Here is a 20267-nt window from a genome sequence, read left to right as displayed (position 1 = left end):
CCGAACGGGCAAAAGCGTCCATTTCGAAACATAGATTTCACGAAATCAGCATCAGAAGACGTACTTCTCCTTCGGAATCCTCGGTATCCGCGACTACTCTGGCGATATGAAGGTCGGGGTTCCGAGCGAGGTCAAGAACAACGAGTTCCGGGTGGCCATCACCCCGTCGGGGGTGCACGACCTGACCGCGAACGGGCACGAGGTGCTCATCGAGAGCGGAGCCGGGCTCGGCTCCTCCCTCACCGACGCGGCGTACGCGGACGCCGGAGCGCGCATCGTGCCGGACGCGGAGACGGCGTGGGGCGAGGCCGAGCTCGTGCTCAAGGTCAAGGAGCCGATCGAGAGCGAGTACCCGCGATTCCGCGACGGGCTCGTGCTGTTCACCTATCTGCACCTCGCCGCGGAGCCCGAGCTCACGCACGCGCTCGTCGCGAGCGGCGTCACCGCGATCGCGTACGAGACCGTGCAGCTGCCGTCGGGTGCCCTGCCGCTCCTCGCCCCCATGAGCGAGGTGGCGGGCCGCCTCGCGCCGATCGTCGGCGCGAACGTCATGATGCGGCCGCACGGCGGCCCGGGGCTCCTCGTGCCGGGCGTGCCCGGGACCCGGTCGGCCCACATCGTCGTGCTCGGCGGCGGGGTCGCCGGGACGAACGCGATCGAGGTGGCGGTGGGGCTCGGCGCCCAGGTCACCGTGCTCGACACGAACATCGCCCGACTGCGCGAGCTCGACGCGCACTACATGGGCAGGGTCCGCACGATCGCATCCAACAGCTTCGAGATCGAGCGCGCCGTGCTCGACGCCGACCTCGTGATCGGCTCCGTCCTCGTGCCGGGGGCGAAGGCTCCGAAGCTCGTGACCAACGCCCTCGTGGCCCGGATGAAGCCGGGCAGCGTGCTCGTCGACATCGCGATCGACCAGGGCGGCTGCTTCGAGGACTCGCATCCCACGACCCACACCGACCCGACCTTCACGGTGCACGGCTCGCTGTTCTACTGCGTCGCGAACATGCCGGGCGCGGTCGCCAACACCTCCACCTACGCCCTCACCAACGCGACGCTGCCCTACGTGCGGGCGATCGCGAACGCAGGCTGGCGCGAGGCGCTGCGCGCGGATGCGGCGCTCGCGCGCGGTCTCAACGTGCACGCGGGCCGGGTGGTCAACGCCGCCGTGGCGGCCGCCCTCGGCGTCGAGGTCGAGGAGGCCCAGCTCGGGCTCGCCTGAGCTCAGGGCACCACCCGCACGCGACCGGTCTCGCCGCCCTCGACGAGCCACGCCTCGCCGTCGGCCCGCCCGAGCGGCGGCAGCGGCGTGCGCAGCCGGGTGAGGGCGCGATGGTCGGCGGCCGTGCAACCGAGGAGCAGCATCCGCCCCTCCCGGCGCACGGCGCCGAGCGCCGCGTAGTCGGCGAGCCAGTCGTCGACGTCGCCGACGACGACCGCCGGCCGGGGCACGGCACCGGCGGGCCCCGCGTCGACGCCCCGGGCGGTCCAGGCCGCGATGAGCCGTGCGGGGTGCGGCGAGACGACCGCCCACTCCCCTACGCCGAGCCTCGCGTCGCGGAGGCTCGCCCGCCAGGGCGCGGGAACCGGCCCCCCGGGGACGGCGAGCTGCGCCTCCGAACCCCGCCAGACGGCACCGCCCGGCCGGCGGTCCGCGCGGTGACCGCCGAGCTCGCCGCCCGCGAGCAGGTGCTCCTCGCGGCTGGGCAGGCGCAGCAGCAGCCGGTGCTCGAACGCCGACTGCACGGCGTGCAGCGCCCCGCCGACCGCGCGCGCGCTCGCGGCGAGGCCGAGGCCGGTGCGGCGCGCGTCGCGGACGGTGCGCACGAGGAGCTCGCCGAGCTCGGCCCGCTGCTCGGGATCGGCGATCGCGAGAGTGCGGTCGAGGTCGTCGGCGATCACGAGGGTGCGTCCGTCCGGTTCCGCGACGAGGGCCTGCCACAGCTCGGCCGGGTCGTCCGGCACCCAGCGCACGGCGGCATCCGTCACGCGGGCGAGCATCGCGAGCGCGGTCGTCCGGCCCGCCCCGCCCGCACCGACGACGAGCAGGCCACCCGTCCAGGGATCGACGGCGAGCGGCACGCGGCGCTGCTCCGCGGGACGATCGACGAGGCCGATGACGGCCTCCGTCCCCGCTCCACCGCGGGCGGGGAGGGCGGACTCGGGCAGCTCGGCCGGCAGCGGATCGAGCCAGGGCCGCTCGGCGGGCACCGGATGCCCGGCCCAGCGCTCGCGGAGCGCCGCGGCGTCTCGCGGTGTCGAGAGGGCCGTCTGCACGGGGCGGGCTCGCCCGCCCATCCCGAGCAGCGCCCGGCCACGGGCCTCCGCGGGGAGCGCGGCGGCGGCCCGGGTGCCCATGAGCGCCTCGCTGTCGCCCGCGTCGAGCACCCGGAGGCAGATCCGCAGCGTGATGTTCGCGAGCACCGCATCGCGGACGACGCCCGCGGGACGCTGGGTGCCGAGCACGAGGTGCAGCCCGAGCGAACGGCCGCGCGCGGCGAGATCGGAGAACACCCCCTGCAGCTCCGGGTCGAGCGCGACGAGCGCCGCGAACTCGTCGACGACGATGACGAGCCGCGCGAGCGACCCGGGGGGCAGCTCCGCGATCGCGCGGGCGCCCGCCCGTGCGAGCTCGCGTTCGCGGCGCTGCAGCTCGGCCCGCAGACTGCTCACCGCGCGCGTCGCGGTCGCGGCATCGAGGTCGCTCACGATGCCGCGCACGTGCGGCAGCTCCGCGAGCGGTGCGAACGCCGCGCCGCCCTTGAAGTCGACGAGCAGGAAGCCCAGCTCGCCGGGCGGATGGTGCGCCGCGAGGGCGAGCACCCAGCTCACGAGCAGTTCGCTCTTCCCGGAACCCGTCGTGCCCGCGATGATCGCGTGCGGCCCGTCGGCGTCGAGGTCGACGACGACCGGCCCGTCGGCATCCCGGGCGAAGGCGGCCGAGAGGCCGCCCTCCGGCGCGGGAGCCGCCAGCAGGGGGGCGAGGGGCACCCGTTCCGGCAGCGCCGTGTCGCTGCGCCAGCCGCGACGCCGGGCGCGGTCGGCGAGCGCCACGGCCGAGGAGCGCGCCTCCGCGCGGCAGCACAACGCGGGTCGGAACGCGATCGAGCCGCCCCCGGACTCGACGCGCGGCGGGGAACCCGCGGCGTCCCCCAGGCGCACGACGACGGGCCGCGCCGCACCCTCCTCGTGCCGGGTGGAGATCCGGAGGAGGCGACGCCCGTCGCTGCGCACCTCCCACGCCTCTCCCGTCTCGACGGGGTGCGGCAGCAGACGCGCCCAGGGCTCCCCCTCGGGCACGACGACGATCGCGTCCTCGGGCCGGCATCCGGCGGCCGCCTGCAGCACGAGGGCGCGCGCGAAGGCCGCCACGAGCGGCGACGGCCCGAGCGCGACGAGCTCGACCTCGCCGAGCAGCACGGGGGCGCCGTCGACGACGGAGCCCCGGCTGCGCACCCGGGAGACCGCCTCCGCGAGCTCCGGGGCCTCGACGTCGCCCTCCGGCACGAACTCGATGCCGGAGGGCAGGCCGCCCGTGCCGAGCCGCACCCGCAGGGACCCGGGCTCCTCCTCACCCGCGACCCGCGCGCCGAGGGGCGGCCCCTCGGCCTCGAGGACGCGTCGCCGCGTCGCCGCGCGGTCGGCCAGGCGATGCTCCAGCTCGGCGAGGCGGCGCAGCGCCTCCGCCACGTCCCGGCGCCGGGCCCGACGCGCCGTCCGCCGTGCGTCCATCGCGCTCGCGAGGGCGACGACGGGTCCGAGCAGGCCGAACAGCAGCGCGTAGGGCGAGGAGGTCATCACCCACAGCACGACGGCCATGGCGAGCGGCGCGAGCGAGGCGACGAGCGGGAAACCCGAACGGGGAGGAGCGGCCGGGATGCCGGGCAGCGGGATCCTCTCCGTGTCGTGGCTCACATCGGCCAGTCAAGCGCGCAGGCCAAGCCTCGCCGCACGCGGCTCCCGCATCCGGTGGACAACGGCGCACGGCGCGGGCTGTGCAGGATCAGCTGACGATGAAGAACTGCTCCCCGATCTCGACGCGGGTTCCGCGCGCGATGATGTAGCGCCTGCCCGGCTCGCAACGCACCGCCTCGGCATCCGGCTGCCGCACGATCGTGCCGTTCGTGGAGTACCGGTCGCTGATCCAGAACCTGCCGGACTCCTGGCCGAACTCGATGTGCGACTTGGACACCGACTTGCCCACGTCGAAGATCGCGACGAGCTCGTCGACGAACTCCCCCGGCTCGGCGCTCGGGTTGCGTCCGACGAGGCCGCTGCCGGTCACCACGACGCTCTCGCCCGTGCTGAACTGCAGCACGTAGCGCTCCGCAGCGGGTCGGGCGGCGACGATCCGGGTCTCCTCGATGTCCTCGAGCCGCGGCTGTGCGAGGAAGTCGACGGCGGGCAGTTCCTCGACGTCGGGCTCGTCGCCGGAGTCCATCGGCTCCGGGGCCGGCACGACGGCGATCGCCGAGGTGTCCGTGCCCGTGATCGGGCACAGCACGAAGCCGCACTCGGGGCAGAAGATGTCGACGGCCTCCACGGCCTGCCCGCATTGCGGGCAGTGCAGCGTGGCGGCGACCGGATGGGGCGGCACCGGCGCCGGCGCCTCGACGCGCGGCGCGGACGGCGTCGGCAGCTCGCGCTCGGCGACCGAACGCCCGCATTCGACGCAGAACAGGGCGCCCACCGGGAGGGCGGTCCCGCAGTGGCGACAGTTCACGATCGCGCCCCCGGTCGTCGCAGCAGCTGGCGCACCGCGCCGCCCCCGAGGGATCGCACCGACACGAGGGCGCGCCAGCGTTCCCGCCGGGTGCGGCCCGCGTCGAGCGAGCCGCGCAGCTCGCGCACCGCGACCCACACGCGGTCCGCGTCGCTCGAAGCGGGCTCACCGGGCGCGAACACCGCCCGGTCGACGACCGCCGCGAGCACGCGCGACGGCAGCGTGCCGACCGCGGCGGCCACCTCGGATCGCGTCGCGGAGGGCGGCAGCGGAAGGCGGTGGTCGACGACGAGGTCGGCGAACTCGTCCCAGCCGCCGCGGATGCGGGCGAGGGTCGTCGGTGCCGTCTTGCGCAGGTGCCGTCGTCGGGCCTTCGCCCCCAGGACGACGAGGAACGGCGAGAGCGCCGCGAGCACGACCAGCACGACGATCCCCGAGATCCGCAGCACCTGCAGCAGCACCTCGAGCGTCGTGTCGGGCGACACCGGCTGCTCGGCGGTCGTGTCGGGGTCCGTCTGATCCTCCCGAGGGTCGGGGCGGTCCGCGGGCGGCGGCACGATCGACTCCGGACGCGAGACCGGCGTCGGCTCCTCGGGATCCTCTTCGGGGATCGGGCGCACGGGCGGCACGGGGTCGATCGCGACCCAGCCGTAGCGGGCGGTGTCGACCTCGATCCAGGCGGTGATGTCGGAACCGCGCACCGTCGTCGTCGCGTCGACGCCCGCCGACTCGGGTGCGAAGCCGACGACGACGCGGGCCGGGAAGCCGAGCCGATCCGCCATGAGGGCGGCCGCGACGGCGTACTGCTCCGCATCCCCGATCATCCGCGTGCCGGAGAACAGCTCGGCGATGCGGTCGAGGGAGTGACCGGAACGGCTCGCGGGTTCGTCGGCCGAGAGCCCGTGGCTGATGTAGCCGTCGGTGCGCAGCGCGCTGATCGCCGCGACGAGGCGCGCCCCGGCGCCGTCGGTGCCCGCGATGTACCCGTCGAGCGTCGTGGCGAGCTCGTCGGGCACCTCGGTGATGCGGGGAACGTCGGCCGAACCGGGGACGGTCTCGGCGAGGTCGGAGAGGCGCGGCTCGTCGGGCAGCACGGCGTCGAGGTGGTAGCGGTCGCCCGGGTCGAGCTCGCCCAGGTCGGCGGCGGTGCCGCTCGTCTCGTTGAACGCGAAGCCGTCCTCGAGGGTCGTCGCGTCGCCGCCCTGGAAGGCCACGTCGCCGAGCAGCCCCACGGTGGGCACCCACACGCCTGAGTAGCCCACGACGTCGACGTCGAGGCTCAGCTGCTCCCCCGCGACCCCCGAACGGTCGATCGCCGACGGGAGCCGCACGAAGGTCCCCGACGCCGAGTCGACGGTGGCCGAGCCGACCGCGTAGACGACACCGTCATAGCTGTCGAGAGTTGCGATGCGGATGCGGGCGCCGGCGGGGAGGCCCGTCACCTCGAGCATCGTGCGGTCGACGTCGTCGTCGCGGAGGTAGCGGCGGAAGCCCGCGAGCGGGCTCGCGTAGTCGCGCGGGTCGAACGGCTGGGCGACGGCGGTGCGCAGCACGTCGCGCTCGCCGCGCGGGGCCGCGGCGGTCGCCGCGGCGACCGAGCCGGTCACCGCGAGGGCGAGGATCGCGACGGCGCCCACGAGCGTGCGCACCTCCACCCCGAAGCGCAGCAGCGGACCGGACTCGCGGTCGAAGCGACGGGTCGCCGCCCGACGGCGACGCCACCTCCACCAGCTGACCCAGGAGACGCACACCACGAACATGGCGAGCCCGAGCACGAGAGGCGCCATGGCATCCGCGGGCCCGAAGAGGATCCCGAGCACGAACACGACGGCCGGCGGGATCGTGGCGAGCTCGCCGTAGCGCACCCGCAGCGCGATGCTGCCGGAGAGCACCGTGCCGCCGAGCAGCAGCACGAAGGCGGGCACGAGGAGCGCCTGGTAGTCGCCGACCGGAAGCGTGATCGTGAGCAGCTGCTTCCAGCCGAGCGCGACGCCCGAGAACAGGTCGAGGAGGCCGTCGACGCTCGGCAGCACGCCCCCGATCGCGTGCGAGGGGACGGCGAGCGGAACGCCGGCGACGGTGAAGGCCCCGAGCGTGACGAGCATCACGACCCAGGCCGGCCAGCGGAAGGCGGCTCCCGCGACCGCGATCATCGTGCCGATCGCGATCGTCGCGACCGCCATGACGAGGAAGCCGTTCGAGCGGTAGATCGGCCAGAGCATGGCGGCGGCGAGCCCCATCGCGAGCCACAGCTGCACGACGTCGCCGATCGCCGAGAGCCCCACCTGGCGCTTCATGCGACGGCCGCCGATCGCGCGAGCGCGAGCCGGAGCTCCTCGAGGTAGCCGATCGTGAGCACGTTGAGGCCGGCGATCCGCCGCAGACCCGGGATCGCCTCCGGATCGCACACGATCGCGACGACCTCGACGTCGACCGGGAAGCGTGCCGCGCAGGCGCGCAGCTCCTGCGCGGTCGTGCGCGAGCCGCACACCAGGAAGGCGACCGAGATGCCCGGGATGTCGTCGGCCACGACGCGGGCGATGTCGCGCAGCGGCAGGGCCGTCGCCGCCGCGTCGACCGTCGCGAGGTCGTCGAGCAGCCGCTCCGGCAGGTGCACGGCGAGCGGACGCACCGCGTACACGCGGCGCTTCGCGAACTCCGGCGTCAGCGCCGACACGACGACGGCGACCGTGCGCCCGTCGCGCACGGCGCGCACGCCGAGCGAACCCGCGACGCTCACGGCGAGCTCGAACTCCTCCTCGCTCGCGAAGTCGTGCGTCGAGAGGCTGAGCGCGACGACGAGGTGGCTGCGCCGGGTCTGCTCGAACTGGCGCACCATGTAGGTGCCGGTCTTCGCGGTCGACTTCCAGTGGATGTGACGGCGGTCGTCGCCCGCCTGGTACTCGCGCAGCGCGTGGAAGGCGACGTCGCTCGAGGTGAGGTCGCGCGTGGGCGAGCCCTCGAGGTCGCGGATGAGCCCGGTGCTCGTGGACGGCACGCTCACGGTGCGCGGGTGCACGACGAGTTCGAGCCCGTCCGTCCACTCCAGCTCGCGGCGCACGAGTCCGAGCGGATCACCGCGCACGGTCCGCACGGGTCCCACCTTGATGACACCGCGCTTCGCGGTCGGGATGGCGAAGTCCTCGGTGCGGGTCGTGCCGCCGCGCAGACCGGGGAGCCCGAGCTCCACGACGCCGTCGGCGACCGGCACCTCGAGCACCGCGGCGAGCGTGCGCCGGGAGCTCGTGTTGCGCACGCTGATGGCGCCGCGCGCCGCCTCCCCCACGACCGCGCGGCGGTGCGGAAGCTGCAGCGACATCCGGTACGGCGCCCGCCCGATGAGCGCGATCGCACCCACGACCGCGAGCGCGACGGACGCCCACCCGGTCGCCACGAACTCGAGCCAGCCGAAGGCGTAGCCGATCCCGAGCGCCGCGGGGATGAGGGCGAGCACGACCCAGCCGAGGGGCGACACGACGGCGCTCAGCCGCCGGAGGACCCGGAGCGAGACCGACCCGACGGCACGCGCCGCCCGCACCACGCCGACGACCGCGTCCGCGAGCACGCCCGTGCGCGCGCCCACGATGCGGGCGCGCGTGTTGGTGAGCCCGACGGCGTCGATCGAGGACTGCGTGTCGCGGCTCGAGGTGCGCGTTCGTGAGCTCACACGGCTTGCCGATCACTCGGCGGCGGGGTCTCGAGCAGCAGCTGGGCGATGATGCTCGACGCGGTGACGCCGTCGAACTCCGCCTCGGGGTCGAGCACGAGCCGGTGCGCGAGCACCGCCTCCGCGAGCGACTTGATGTCGTCGGGCACCACGTAGTGCCGCCCGCTCGCCGCGGCGAGGGTCTTGGCGGCGCGGACGAGGGCGAGCGCCCCGCGCACGCTCACGCCGAGGCGCACCTCGACCGCCGAACGGGTCGCCTCGACGAGCCGCGACACGTAGTCGTTGATCGAGGGGTCCACGTGCACGGTGCGCACGAGCGCCGCGAGCTCGACGACCTCCTTCGCCGTGATGACGGCCGGGACGACCGTGTCGTGGGCGCGCACGCCCGCGCCCTCGAGGATGCGCACGGTCGAGGCGTGGTCGGGATAGCCGATCGAGGCCTTGAGCAGGAAGCGGTCGAGCTGCGCCTCCGGGAGCCGGTAGGTGCCGGCCTGCTCGATCGGATTCTGGGTCGCGATGACCATGAACGGCGCGTCGACGGGATGGGTCTCTCCGTCGACCGTCACGCGCCCCTCCTCCATGACCTCGAGCAGCGCGGCCTGGGTCTTGGGGCTCGCCCGGTTGATCTCGTCGGCGAGCACGACGTTCGCGAAGACGGGGCCGTGGTGGAAGTCGAAGGCGCCCGAGCGCTGGTCGTAGATGCTCACGCCCGTGATGTCGCCGGGCAGCAGGTCGGGGGTGAACTGGATGCGGTTCGAGCTGCCGTCGAGGCTCTGCGCGATCGCGCGCGCGAGGGAGGTCTTCCCCGTGCCGGGGAAGTCCTCCAGCAGCAGGTGCCCCTCGCTGAACAGCGCGATGAAGCCGAGCCGCACGACGAACGTCTTGCCGAGCAGCACCTGTTCCACGCCGGACACCAGGCGGCCGAACGTCTCGTGGAAGCTGCTCGCCTGTTCGGGCGTCATCGTCATGGAGGAATCCTCTCGGGGTCGGCGGGCCATCAGTGGATGTCCGTCCAGGAATATGTTCGCGTATAGTCGGCGCCGTCCGAGCTCACGGTGACCACCAGATCCGGGTACGCGTCGCCCGTGAGCCCACCGCCGACGACCTCGCACTGCGGCGTCGAGGTGTCGTCGTCGGGTCCGCAGCCGAAGCTCACCGTGTCGTAGCCGGGCGCCCCGACGACGGGCCCACCCGTCCACGACCAGTACCCGGTGCCGGGGGCCGGCGGCAGCAGCATCGGCGGGGCGGTCTCGACCGCCTGCAGACCGTCGAGCTGGATGCGCACCGCACGCCCGAGCACGACGGGGTCGGACCACTCCTGACTGCACAGCAGCACCTCGGTGTACTGGCGGCAGGCCTTCACCTCGACGCTCACCTGGTTGCCGTAGTGGCTGGTGCCCGCCGTGAGGAACGCGCCGAACGGCGTCGGGGCCGAGGCGCTCGTGTCGGTCGTCCCGCCCGAGAGCCGGTACACGAAGCTGTCGACGTCGGCCGAACCCTCCGGGATGTGCAGGCCGTTGAGCTGGAAGTCCCACGTGCCGGTGCCGCTCGCGACGAGCCCGGTGACATCACCCGACTGCAGCACGACCTTGCCGGGGGCGGCCCGCGGAGTCGCCGTCACGGGGGCGGATGCCGTGCATCCCTGTCCGTTGTAGGCGTACACCGTGAGCGTGTAGCTCGTGTTGGGGGTGAGGCCGCCGAAGGTCGCGCTCGTGCCGCTCGTGACCTGCTGCACGTTCGAGCCGCTCGGCGGGGTGAAGGTCGGCGAACCCGACTCGACGCCCGTGACGGTGCACTCCGGCGGGGTGCCGTCGTGCAGGGCCACGTAGTAGGCGCTGATCGCTTTGCCGTTGTCGGCGAACGCTCCCGGCCACGCGACGCTCACGGTCGTGCCGTCGGTGGTGGAGGCGCTCGCCGCGGGGCTCGCCGTGACGATCGGGGCGCCGGCCGGAGTCCCCGTCCCCCCTGCCTCGTTCCAGGTCGCGAGCGAGTTGGGCGCCTTGTTGCGGGCGCTCACCGAGAACGGCGCCACCGCGCCGTTGGCGATGCCGGGCTGGCTGACGACCTTGGAGTACTCGGTGCCGACCGCATCGGCGGGGTCGACCGTGACGGATACGGCAACCCCCGCGACCGTCACGACGTAGCTGTCGACGGGGCTGCCGGAGGTGGTGGCGGGCTTGCGCCAGGTGACGCGCAGTCCGTGGTCGACGGGCGTCGCGGTGACCGCGGAGGGCGGCGGCGGGATGACATCGGACCAGATGCTGCCCGCGAGTTCGGACGGCAGCGACTCGCCGATGGCGTTGATCGCGACGACCGTGAACCGCACGGCGTTCGAGGGCCCGTTGCCCGGCGTCGTCACGGCGCAGCCGACGGTGACGGTGCAACTCGTCGTCGAGAGGGTCGAGCCCGTCGCGGCGTTCGTCATCGTCACCCGGTACTCGGTGATGGCCGAGTTGTTGAACGGCCCGGGCGACCAGCCGAGCTTGAGGGTGCGGTCGCCGAACTCCGTGACCCGGAGGTTGGTGACCGGATCGGGCACATCCTGGACGGAGATCGTGACGGTGCCCCACACGTACCGGTCCGCATCCCCCGTCGCGTCCGCCACCTGGTATTGGAGCGTCGTGTCGAGGGGCTCGGCGGCGTCCGCGACGGTGACGGAGAGCTTCGAGCGATCGGCGCTCGGGGTGATCGAGATGCCGGCGGGCAGGGTCGCCCCGGAGAGGCCGCGGATGTCGACGACGCGCAACGGCACGTCGGGGAAGGGGTTGGTGGCGGCGTCGTTGGCGAGCACGTCCACGACGGTCGTCTCGCCGCGCCGCGCGATCGCCTGGTCGGCGATCGGGCGGGCGAGCGGCCGGGTGGACGGCACGACGCGCAGCTCCACCCGACCGCTCTGGCCCTCGTTGAGCGCGTCGCGGACGCTCAGCGTGATGCTCGTCGTGCTGCCCTTGACCGCGGAGGCGTCGGCGGTGAGCAGCAGGCGCTGGCCGTTGATCTGGTAGCTGAACCCGACGGGGAGCGGCTCGAGCACCGCGTAGGTGAGCTCGTCGATGTCGTCGTCGTAGGGGTACTTGGTGAGTTTGACGAGGTCGAGCTCCTTCTGCTGGCCGGGCTCGAACTCCACGACACCGCCGCTGAAGATGGGGGGCTGGTTCTCGCGCGGGGTCACCTCGATCGGCAGCGAGAGCGTCGTCACGTGTCCGTCGGGGTCCGTCGCCGAGGTGCCGTCCGTGACCTCGAAGCTGATCGAGGCGGGCCCCCAGTACCGATCGGCCGAGGTGAACTCGAGGGTGTCCTCGTCGACGACGAGAGAGGAGCCGTCGGAGTGGGTGGCCCGCACGGTGCTCGAGTCGGTCAGCCGCACCTTCGACCCGCCCAGGGCGACGACGTACTGCGAGAGCTCGATGCGCACGGTCGACTCGCTCTCGACCTTGAGCGGCGGCGCCTTGGTGTTGATCTGCGGAAGGGCGTCGTCGTAACCCGGAACCCGGATGAAGGCGTAGGCCCGGATGGTCGGCTCGTCGGGCCGGAAGACCGCGAAGGGGATGATCTGGCTGCGGTCGCCGATCGTCACCCGCACGCGCTTGTTGGCGAGCACCTCCGCCGACTCCGAGAACCCGGGCACCAGCTCGACCCCGAGCTCGGAGACGTCCCCATCCGCCCAGAACGCGCGCTCGAGCACCGACACGTCGACCGTCTCGCGCTCGAGCACGTCGGTGACGCTCAGCACGGTGTCGGTGACGTTCGGACGGGCGAGCGGCGCATCGGGCGAGACCGTCACCCGGATGAAGTTCGAGCTCGTGCCGCCTGTGTCGTTCTCGATCGTGTAGACGACGCTGTAGTCGCCCGCCACCGAGGGCGGCGTGATGCGGACGACGTCGTCGCCGACGATCTGCGCCTTGGTCACGTCGTCGTTGGGTTCCACCTGCCGGATGCGGAGCACGCTGCCGTCCGGGTCGGAGTCGTTGAGCAGCGCCCGCACCGAGACGGTGCGCCCGGGACGGACGGTGACGGTGTCGATGTTCGCGACCGGGTTGCGGGCCCCCTCGAGGGCAGGCGAGATGCCCACCCGGATGGTGCCGGTCGCGCGGGCGCCGAGCCCGTCGACGACCGCGTACTGGAACACGTCGGTTCCCGAGGAGTAGTCGCCCGCCTGGTACTGGATGCTGTTGCCGTCGACCGAGACGACGCTGCCCTTCTCGGGGTTCGTGGTCTGCCCGATGAGCTGCACGGCGTCGCCGTCGGGGTCCACGCCGCTCGTCGGGATGTCGATGTGCACCGTCTGACCGGCGAGCACCCGCGCCGTCACCGTGCGCGGCACGGGCGGGTTGTTGGTGGCCGCGTTGCGTTCGCGCACCGAGATGAGCACCCGCGCCTGCGCGACCTGCCCGTCCGGGCCGGAGATCGCGTAGACGGCCGAGTAGTTGCCCGCGGTCTGCGGGGCGAGGTAGCGCAGCCGGTCGTCCGCGACGAACAGCAGACCGCCGTCCTCGGGCAGTTCGACGGCGAGGTCGGGCAGCAGGGTGATCTCGGCACCGTCGGGCTGCTCGTCGTTGTCGAGCACCGAGATGTCGATCGCGTCGCCGACGCGCACCGTCACCTGGTCGTCGGTCGCGATGGGCGGCTGGAGGCGCTGCGGGCTCGGGATCTCGACGACCGTGATGGTGCCCTCGGTCTCGGCGAGCCCGTTGCTGATGCGGTAGTTGAAGCTGACGGGGGTGTCGAGCGGTGCGTTGAGGGTCACGCGCACCCGACGTTGGTCCAGCACCTCGGCGACGATGCCCGAGCCCGCCGGGATGTTCATGACACCGGTGACCACGAGCACGCCGCCGGCGGGGTCGATGTCGGTCGTCGGCGGGTCGACCGTCTGCGTGCTGTCGAGGGTCATGAAGATCGTCTTCGGCACCGTGATGGGGCGCGTGGAGGCGTCGGCGGGCGCCGAGACGTCGATCCGCACGAATCCGGTCACGGTCTGGGTGCCGTCGGTCACCGTGAACTCGATGTAGTGGGTGCGCACGTCGTCGGAGAGGAAGGTGAAGGTGCCCGCCTCGAAGCTCGGCACGATCGTCGTGCCGGCCTTGGGCGGCACGCCGCCCAACCGGATCGTCGCGTTGCCGCCGCGCACGTGCTGCATCGGGCGCACCGTGATCTCCTCGCCCGCCGAGGCGAGCGCCACCCAGGGCTCGACGAGGATCGGCACCTCCCCGCGCGGACGCACGGTGACCTGCAGCGATCCGCCGCTCACGGCGCGGCCGTCGGAGACGGTCAGCGCGACCGTCTTCATGCCGGTGCCCTCGCCGCCGTCGGTGAAGACGACGACGCCGTCGGGCTTGAAGCCCACCTGGTCGGGCGCCGCGATCGACGCCGCGGTGAGATAGATGGCGTCGCCGTCGGGGTCGAACCAGTCCCCCAGCACCTGCGTCGAGACGCGTCCCCCGGACGCCACGGTCGCCGTCGAGGTGCGCACCGCCTGGGGAGGCGAGTTCTCCTCCGGGCTCCGCACGGTCACCGTCACCTCCGCGCTCGCGGTGCCCCCGCGGCCGTCGGAGATCGTGTAGCGGAAGCGGATGACGCCGCTCGCCCCGTCGGTGAGGGTGAGCTGCAGCTGCTGGTTGCGGCTCACGAGGTCGAGGCGGCCGAGCGCCTCGTCGATGGGATCGAAGGAGGTCACGACGAGCACGTCGCCGTTCGGGTCGTAGTCGTTCAGCAGCACGGGCAGCACGCTCGCCCGGCCCGGCCGCGCGCCCATCTCGTCGTCGACCGCGACGGGCGGCTGCTGCACCTCCTCGAGTTCCGGGGGCGTCTCGTCGTCGGCCTCCGGCTGCTCCTGCTGCTCGTCGTCGTCGAGGATGAGGTCGTCCCAGTTGTCGATGAGCTCGCCGTCCGACTGGATCGCCCAGCTCGCGCCGCTCGCCGTGTCGTTGAGCGTGACCCGGCCCCCGTTCACGGCGAAGGCGAGCGCGGGGTTGCCCGGCATCCCCGAGAGCGCGAACCGCACGGAGTCGTCCGAACCGCACGTGCGCCAGAGCGCCCCGCTCGTCCAGGCTGCGAAGCGGCACCCGTCGACGACGACCGGTGCGACCGGCACGCCCGCCACGTCGTCGGCGAGCACGGTCGCGTCACCGCCGCCGAGCGGCACCGCGAGCAGGCTCGCCGAGTCGGCCACGAGCACGCGCGAATCCGCCGGCCCCGGCGCCTGCAGGCGCTGATTGGTGCCGGCGAGCGAGCCGAGCTCGTGCACGCCCGAGGCCGTCGCGAGCTCGTCGATCGTCGTGTCGAGCACCGCCCAGTCCTCGCCCACGGCGGTGAGCTGCACGTCGTCGCTGCGCGCGGCATCCCATCCGACACCGGTCCGGTCGCCCACCACGAGCTCCCCGGGTTCGACCCGCCACACCTCGGAGGTCTCCGGGACGTAGGCGAGCAGGGCGCCGGAGCCGGTCACCGTCACGACGGCGCCCTCGCCGAGGCTCAGGGTGGAGGGCGAGGCGGCGTCGAAGGTGTCGAGCTCGGTGAGCGGCACGAGCCAGACCTCGCCGGTGGCCTGTGCGAACACGACCACGCGGTCGCCCGCCAGGAACAGCTCCGGCTGCTGCGGGGGCAGGGCGATGTCGTCGCCGAGGGTCGAGGTGACAGGGTCGACCCGCTGCACGGTCGCGGACGCGCCGTCGACGAGCAGCACGGTCGAGCCGGACTGGACGAGCTGCGCGTCCTCGGCGTCCGTCGGGATGACGCTGTCGAGTTCCAGCACCTCGGTGTTGGCGCGCCCGATCGCCTGGCGGTCGCCGCCGACCACCCAGACCGAGGGGTCGCTGAGATCCATGCGCTGCGCGGTATATCCTGTCGAGACGACCGCGAGAGTGGCGACGAGCGCGGCCACGACCGTGCCGCTCGTCGCGGTCGCGACGAGCGATCGATGCGTCGACAGCCAGGACACGACTCAGCCCTCGGCCGCGTCCACGCACTTCTCGGCGCTCGGGGCGCCCGAGGTGCCGTTCCGGTTCACCGTCACGGTCACGCACACCGTGTCACCCGGGTCGGCGTCGACGACGAACCGCGGCGCCTCCTGCACGGTCGGCGCGGAGGGGACCCCCTCGTCGGTCACCGTCACCTGGTACAGGTCGCCGTCGTCGATCCCGGGGTCGGGCCAGCTGAACTCGACACGCCCGCCCGAGTCGAGCTCCGCCTCGATGTCGGAGACCACCGGGATGCCGCCCCCGACCGTCCGCAGCAGGACGACGAGCGCGATCGCACCGAGCCCCGCGACGAGCACGGCGGCACCCGCGAGCGCCCACGCGAGGCGCCGGAACCCGGGACCCGCGTCGCTCGTGCGGCTCTTCGAATGCGGGCCCTCGGGCCCGCTGCGTTCGCGCACCGTGCCGACCGGGGCGTAGGGCGTGCTCTCGACCGGCCGACGCCGACGCCGACGGTTCGGCTGCGAGGGGCTCGAGCCGGTGGCGACGGGACGCAGGCGGGTGCGCTCCTCCTCGTCCGCCACCGTGCCGAGCGCCCAGTCGTCCATGGCGATCTCGGCGGCCGTCTGCGGCATCCCGAGCTCGGTCTCGACCAGCTGCAGCTCGCGCACGAGCTCGAGCGCGCTCGCCGGGCGCTGCTCGGGGCGGCGCGACATGGCGCGGCGGAGCACCTCCTCGAGGCTCGACGGCACGTCCGGTCGGCCGATCGGCTGGGGCTTCGCGCGGGCGATGCGGCCCATGAGGTCGCTCGAGGTGTTGGCGCCGCCCGGGATCTCGAAGGGCGAGCGGCCGGCGAGCAGCGAGTACACGGTCGCGGCGAGCGACCACACCTCCGAGGCGATCGTTCCGGGCGTCTCGTCGAGCAGCACCTCGGGCGCCGACCACGGGATCGACAGGCCCACCGAATCCTGGTCCTTCTGGCCGGTGAGCGTCGACGCGATGCCGAAGTCGGAGAGCACGGGGTGCCCGTAGGCGGTCAGGAGGATGTTGGACGGCTTGATGTCGCGGTGCAGCACCCCGGCGCGGTGCGCCGTCTCGATCGCCGAACCGATCTTGATGCCGATCCTCAGCACCTCCGGGACGGGCAGCGGTTCGCGGCGGTAGCGCTCGCTGAGGGATGCCGAGCACAGCTCCATGACGAGGAACGGGCGCCCGTCGCTCGAGACGCTCGCCTGGTAGACCGTGAGGATCGAGGGGTGCGCGCTCAGCTGCGCCATCAGGTTCGCCTCGGCCTGGAACATCTGCCGCACCTGGTCGTTGACGACCTCGCTCAGCATGACCTTGACCGCCACCTGGCGTCGGGGCATGTTCTGCTCGAACAGGAAAACGTCGGCGAAACCGCCCGAGCCGAGGACGTGCACGTAGGAGAACCCCGGCAGCACCGGCGGCTGGGACGGCAGTCGACGCGCCATGCCTACCCCCTCGCCCCGGCCGAGCCTTCAGTGTAGGCAGGCGATTCTGAACGTTCGGGGGCGTCGAGCACGTCGACCACGACGACGGTCACGTTGTCGCGCCCGCCCGCCGCGAGTGCGGCGTCGACGAGCGCCCCCGCGGTCTCCGCGGCCGACAGCCGGGCGGCGAGGTGCAGGTGGATGCGCGCGGGGGTCAGCTCCTTGGTGAGCCCGTCCGAGCACAGCAGCAGCCGCATCCCGGTGCGGATGGGCAGCATCCAGTAGTCGGGGCGCGGCTCCTCGCGGAAGCCGAGCGCACGCGTGACGACGTTCGACTCGGGGTGCCCCTCGGCATCCGTCGGCGACAGCACGCCGGCGTCGATGAGCTCCTGCACGACCGAGTGGTCGTGCGTCACCTGGGTCAGCTCGTTGCCGACGAAGCTGTAGACGCGGCTGTCGCCGACGTTGAACACGACGAACTGCGGCTCGTCGCCGCCGAGGTCGAGCACGGCACCCGTGACGGTCGTGCCCGCGCCGAGCGGCAGGTGCTCCGCGATGTCGTCGATGTCGTGCGCGGCGAGCGAGAGGGCGTCGCCGACGACGGAGACGTCGACGTCGCCGCGCCCGGAGAGTGCCGAGAGCCGGTCGACGACGGCGGCGCTCGCGAGGTCGCCCGCGGCGTGCCCGCCCATCCCGTCCGCGACCGCGAACACGGGCGGCTCCACGATGAGGCTGTCCTCGTTCGCGTGTCGACGGTGGCCCACGTCGGTCGCGGCCGCCCAGGCGAGCGTCACCTGCTCGTCGGGACGCCCCGGGATGTCGAAGCTGTGCCGGGCGGCGTCGGCCCCGTGGCGGGTCATCGGGCCACCCCCGGCCTGCCGGGGGTGAGGATCTCGATGATCACTCCCTCGCCCAGGTCGATGCTGCTACCGGGTGTGACGACGATCGACGCACCCCGTTGCAGCACCTGCACGGGCGAGCCGGGCACCCGGATCTCGCTGCCGTTGAGGGTGCGCAGATCGGTCGCGACCACCGCCGAGCCCTGCTCGCGCAACTCGAGGTGGGTCGAGGAGATGCCGCCGTTCGGGCTCTCCACGGCGACCAGCCGCGGCTCGAGCTCGCTCGGTACCCGGGGTGCGCTCGGGCGGCGTCCGATCCGGGCCGGACGGTCCAGCTCCCAGGTCTCCCCCGATCCGACGCGGAAACGGTAGTGCGGGCGCAGCGCCTGCGGCACGGGCGGCAGGTCGACGACCACGGGTGCGGCGGGACGGCGCTTGCGGGAGCCCCGGCCGCGCACGACCGTGTCGCCGAGGGCGTTGTCGACCTCGTCGACCGCGTCGCGCGCGCGCGCGAGCCCGGCCACGACGGCCTGCGGAACCGTGTCGTCGTCGTCTTCGTGCACGCGCGATCCACCCCTCCCTCGTACTCCATTGTCCCGTGCGCCGTGCAGACGCCCGTATCCCCAGAGATGGTGGGGCGGAAAGTCACTCCCCGATGAACGACATCACGTGCTTGATGCGCGTGTAGTCCTCGAAACCGTACATCGAGAGATCCTTACCATAGCCGGAATGCTTGAAGCCCCCGTGCGGCATCTCCGCGACGAGCGGGATGTGGGTGTTGATCCACACGCAGCCGAAGTCCAGGTGCTTCGCGAAGCGCATGGCGCGACCGTGGTCGCTCGTCCACACGCTCGAGGAGAGCCCGTACTGCACGCCGTTCGCCCAGGCGAGGGCCTCCGCCTCGTCCGAGAACGTCTGCACCGTGATGACGGGCCCGAAGATCTCGTTCTGGATGGCGTCGTCGTCCTGGCGGAGCGCGTCGACGATGGTCGGCTCGATGAAGTAGCCGGAGCCCGCCTTGCGCTCCCCGCCCGTCACGATCTCCGCGTGCGAGGGCAGCGCGCCGATCATGCCCATCACCCGCTCGAGCTGGTTCGCGTTGTTGACCGGGCCGAAGAAGGTGTCGGGATCCGACGGCGCACCCGTCGTGACGTTGTCCTTCACGTAGGCGGCGAGCGCCGCGAGGAAGTCGTCGTGGGCGTCGCGGTGCACGAGCACGCGGGTGGCCGCCGTGCAGTCCTGACCGGCGTTGAAGTAGCCGGCGATCGCGATGCCCTCGGCGGCCTTGGCCATGTCGGCATCCGGGAACACGATGACGGGCGCCTTGCCGCCGAGCTCGAGGTGCACGCGCTTGAGGTCGGATGCCGCGGCGCGCGCGACCTCCATACCCGCCCGCACGGATCCCGTGATCGACACCATCTGCGGCGTCGGGTGCTCGATCATCGCCGCGCCCGTGGTCCGGTCGCCCGTGAGCACGTTGAGCACCCCCGGCGGGAGGAACTCGGCCGCGATCTCGGCGAGCAGCAGGGTGGACTGCGGGGTCGTGTCGGAGGGCTTGAGCACGGTCGTGTTGCCGGCCGCGATGGCGGGCGCGATCTTCCAGACCGCCATGTTGAGCGGGTAGTTCCACGGCGTGACCTGCCCGATCACGCCGATCGGCTCGCGGCGGATGGAACTCGTGTGGTCCTTCATGTACTCGGCGGTCGCGCGACCCTCGAGGGTGCGCGCCGCGCCCGCGAAGAAGCGGATCTGGTCGACCGAGAGCATGATCTCGTCGTCGACGAGGGTGGCGCGCGGCTTGCCGGTGTCCTGCGACTCGAGATCGGCGAACTCCTCGGCCCGCTCCTCGAGACGGTCCGCGATGCGGAACAGCGCGAGCTGACGCTCGGCCGGCGTGGTCTCGCCCCAGCTCTCGAAGGCGGCGGCCGCGGCGGAGAACGCGGCATCCACGTCCGCCTTCCCGGAGACGGGCGAGTCGGCGTAGCTCTGCTCGGTCGCGGGGTCGATCACGGCGAAGCTCTCGTCGCCGCGTGCCTCGACGTACTCGCCGTTGATGAAGTTGCGCAGGATCCGTTCGGCCATGCCCTCACCCTAATCGCTCGCCCCGGCCCCCGGAACTTCTGATTTCGTCGCTCGGGCACCCGAGGATTGCGGATTCGTTTGTCAGGACCCTGCCGGGATGAGAGAATCGAGCGCATGGCCGCCCGCAGTCGCCCGATCGCCCTCGACGATGTGTCGAAGGCCATCATCGAGCAGTTGCAGGAGGACGGCCGCCGCTCCTACGCCGAGATCGGCAAGGCCGTCGGGCTCTCCGAGGCGGCTGTCCGGCAGCGCGTCCAGAAGCTCACCGAGTCCGGTGTCATGCAGGTTGTCGCGGTGACCGACCCCATGCAGCTCGGCTTCTACCGGCAGGCGATGGTCGGCATCCGGGTGACGGGCGACAGCACGGTCGTGGCCGAGCGCCTCGCCGAGATCCCGGCCGTCGACTACGTCGTGCTCACCGCGGGCAGCTTCGACCTGCTCGCCGAGGTGGTGTGCGAGAACGACGACGACCTCATCGAGCTGCTGAACCGCCGCATCCGCTCCATCGAGGGCGTGCAGGCGACCGAGACCTTCGTCTATCTGAAGCTGCAGAAGCAGCTCTACAACTGGGGAACCAGGTGATCGCACCATGAC

At 72.8% G+C, this 20267-nt stretch carries 12 protein-coding genes; 2 read left to right on the top strand and 10 right to left on the bottom strand.

From position 1 onward, the window contains the following. Window positions 1-106 precede the first annotated feature (106 nt). Complete coding sequence (gene ald / locus D7I47_RS11620) at window positions 107-1222, top strand: alanine dehydrogenase (protein ID WP_120763206.1); 1116 nt, start codon at window positions 107-109, stop codon at window positions 1220-1222. A 2-nt stretch (window positions 1223-1224) separates the two neighbouring features. Here the strand turns inward: ald and D7I47_RS11615 are convergent, their stop codons facing one another. From D7I47_RS11615 to D7I47_RS11570, 10 genes are all read right to left on the bottom strand, one after another. Next, complete coding sequence (locus tag D7I47_RS11615) at window positions 1225-3915, bottom strand: FtsK/SpoIIIE domain-containing protein (protein ID WP_120763205.1); 2691 nt, start codon at window positions 3913-3915, stop codon at window positions 1225-1227. A gap of 88 nt (window positions 3916-4003) precedes the next feature. Beyond that, a complete protein-coding gene (locus tag D7I47_RS11610; RefSeq protein ID WP_170154376.1) occupies window positions 4004-4723 on the bottom strand; it encodes a zinc-ribbon domain-containing protein in 720 nt (239 codons plus the stop codon). After that, a complete protein-coding gene (locus tag D7I47_RS11605) occupies window positions 4720-7020 on the bottom strand; it encodes a transglutaminase-like domain-containing protein (RefSeq protein ID WP_157981717.1) in 2301 nt (766 codons plus the stop codon). The genes D7I47_RS11610 and D7I47_RS11605 overlap by 4 nt, the downstream gene beginning before the upstream one ends. Next, a complete protein-coding gene (locus D7I47_RS11600; protein ID WP_227000652.1) occupies window positions 7017-8390 on the bottom strand; it encodes a DUF58 domain-containing protein in 1374 nt (457 codons plus the stop codon). The genes D7I47_RS11605 and D7I47_RS11600 overlap by 4 nt, the downstream gene beginning before the upstream one ends. Further along, window positions 8387-9358: an AAA family ATPase gene (locus D7I47_RS11595; protein WP_120763202.1), complete on the bottom strand. Its 972-nt coding sequence runs from the start codon at window positions 9356-9358 to the stop codon at window positions 8387-8389. The genes D7I47_RS11600 and D7I47_RS11595 overlap by 4 nt, the downstream gene beginning before the upstream one ends. A gap of 29 nt (window positions 9359-9387) precedes the next feature. Next, on the bottom strand, window positions 9388-15324 hold the full coding sequence (locus D7I47_RS11590) for an Ig-like domain-containing protein (RefSeq protein WP_120763201.1): 5937 nt from the start codon (window positions 15322-15324) through the stop codon (window positions 9388-9390). 3 nt (window positions 15325-15327) lie between these two features. Further along, window positions 15328-16773: a serine/threonine-protein kinase gene (locus D7I47_RS11585; protein WP_120763200.1), complete on the bottom strand. Its 1446-nt coding sequence runs from the start codon at window positions 16771-16773 to the stop codon at window positions 15328-15330. A gap of 2 nt (window positions 16774-16775) precedes the next feature. Next, window positions 16776-17612 (bottom strand): PP2C family protein-serine/threonine phosphatase, encoded by an 837-nt coding sequence (locus tag D7I47_RS11580; RefSeq protein ID WP_120763199.1) that lies wholly within the window; start codon window positions 17610-17612, stop codon window positions 16776-16778. Next, complete coding sequence (locus D7I47_RS11575) at window positions 17609-18154, bottom strand: hypothetical protein (RefSeq protein WP_120763198.1); 546 nt, start codon at window positions 18152-18154, stop codon at window positions 17609-17611. The genes D7I47_RS11580 and D7I47_RS11575 overlap by 4 nt, the downstream gene beginning before the upstream one ends. Before the next feature lie 82 nt (window positions 18155-18236). Next, window positions 18237-19673 carry a gamma-aminobutyraldehyde dehydrogenase gene (locus D7I47_RS11570; protein WP_120763197.1) on the bottom strand — a complete coding sequence of 479 codons (1437 nt, stop codon included), beginning with the start codon at window positions 19671-19673 and terminating at the stop codon, window positions 18237-18239. Between the two features lie 114 nt (window positions 19674-19787). Here D7I47_RS11570 and D7I47_RS11565 point away from each other — a divergent pair, with 114 nt between their 5' ends. Further along, entirely contained in the window at window positions 19788-20255 is a 468-nt protein-coding gene (locus D7I47_RS11565) for an Lrp/AsnC family transcriptional regulator (protein ID WP_120763196.1), read from the top strand. The last annotated feature ends 12 nt before the right edge of the window (window positions 20256-20267 follow it).

The organism is Protaetiibacter intestinalis, assembly GCF_003627075.1.
Lineage (GTDB): Bacteria > Actinomycetota > Actinomycetes > Actinomycetales > Microbacteriaceae > Homoserinibacter > Homoserinibacter intestinalis.
Note: the sequence above shows the minus strand (reverse complement) of the source record. Positions and strands in the feature narration are given on the sequence as shown.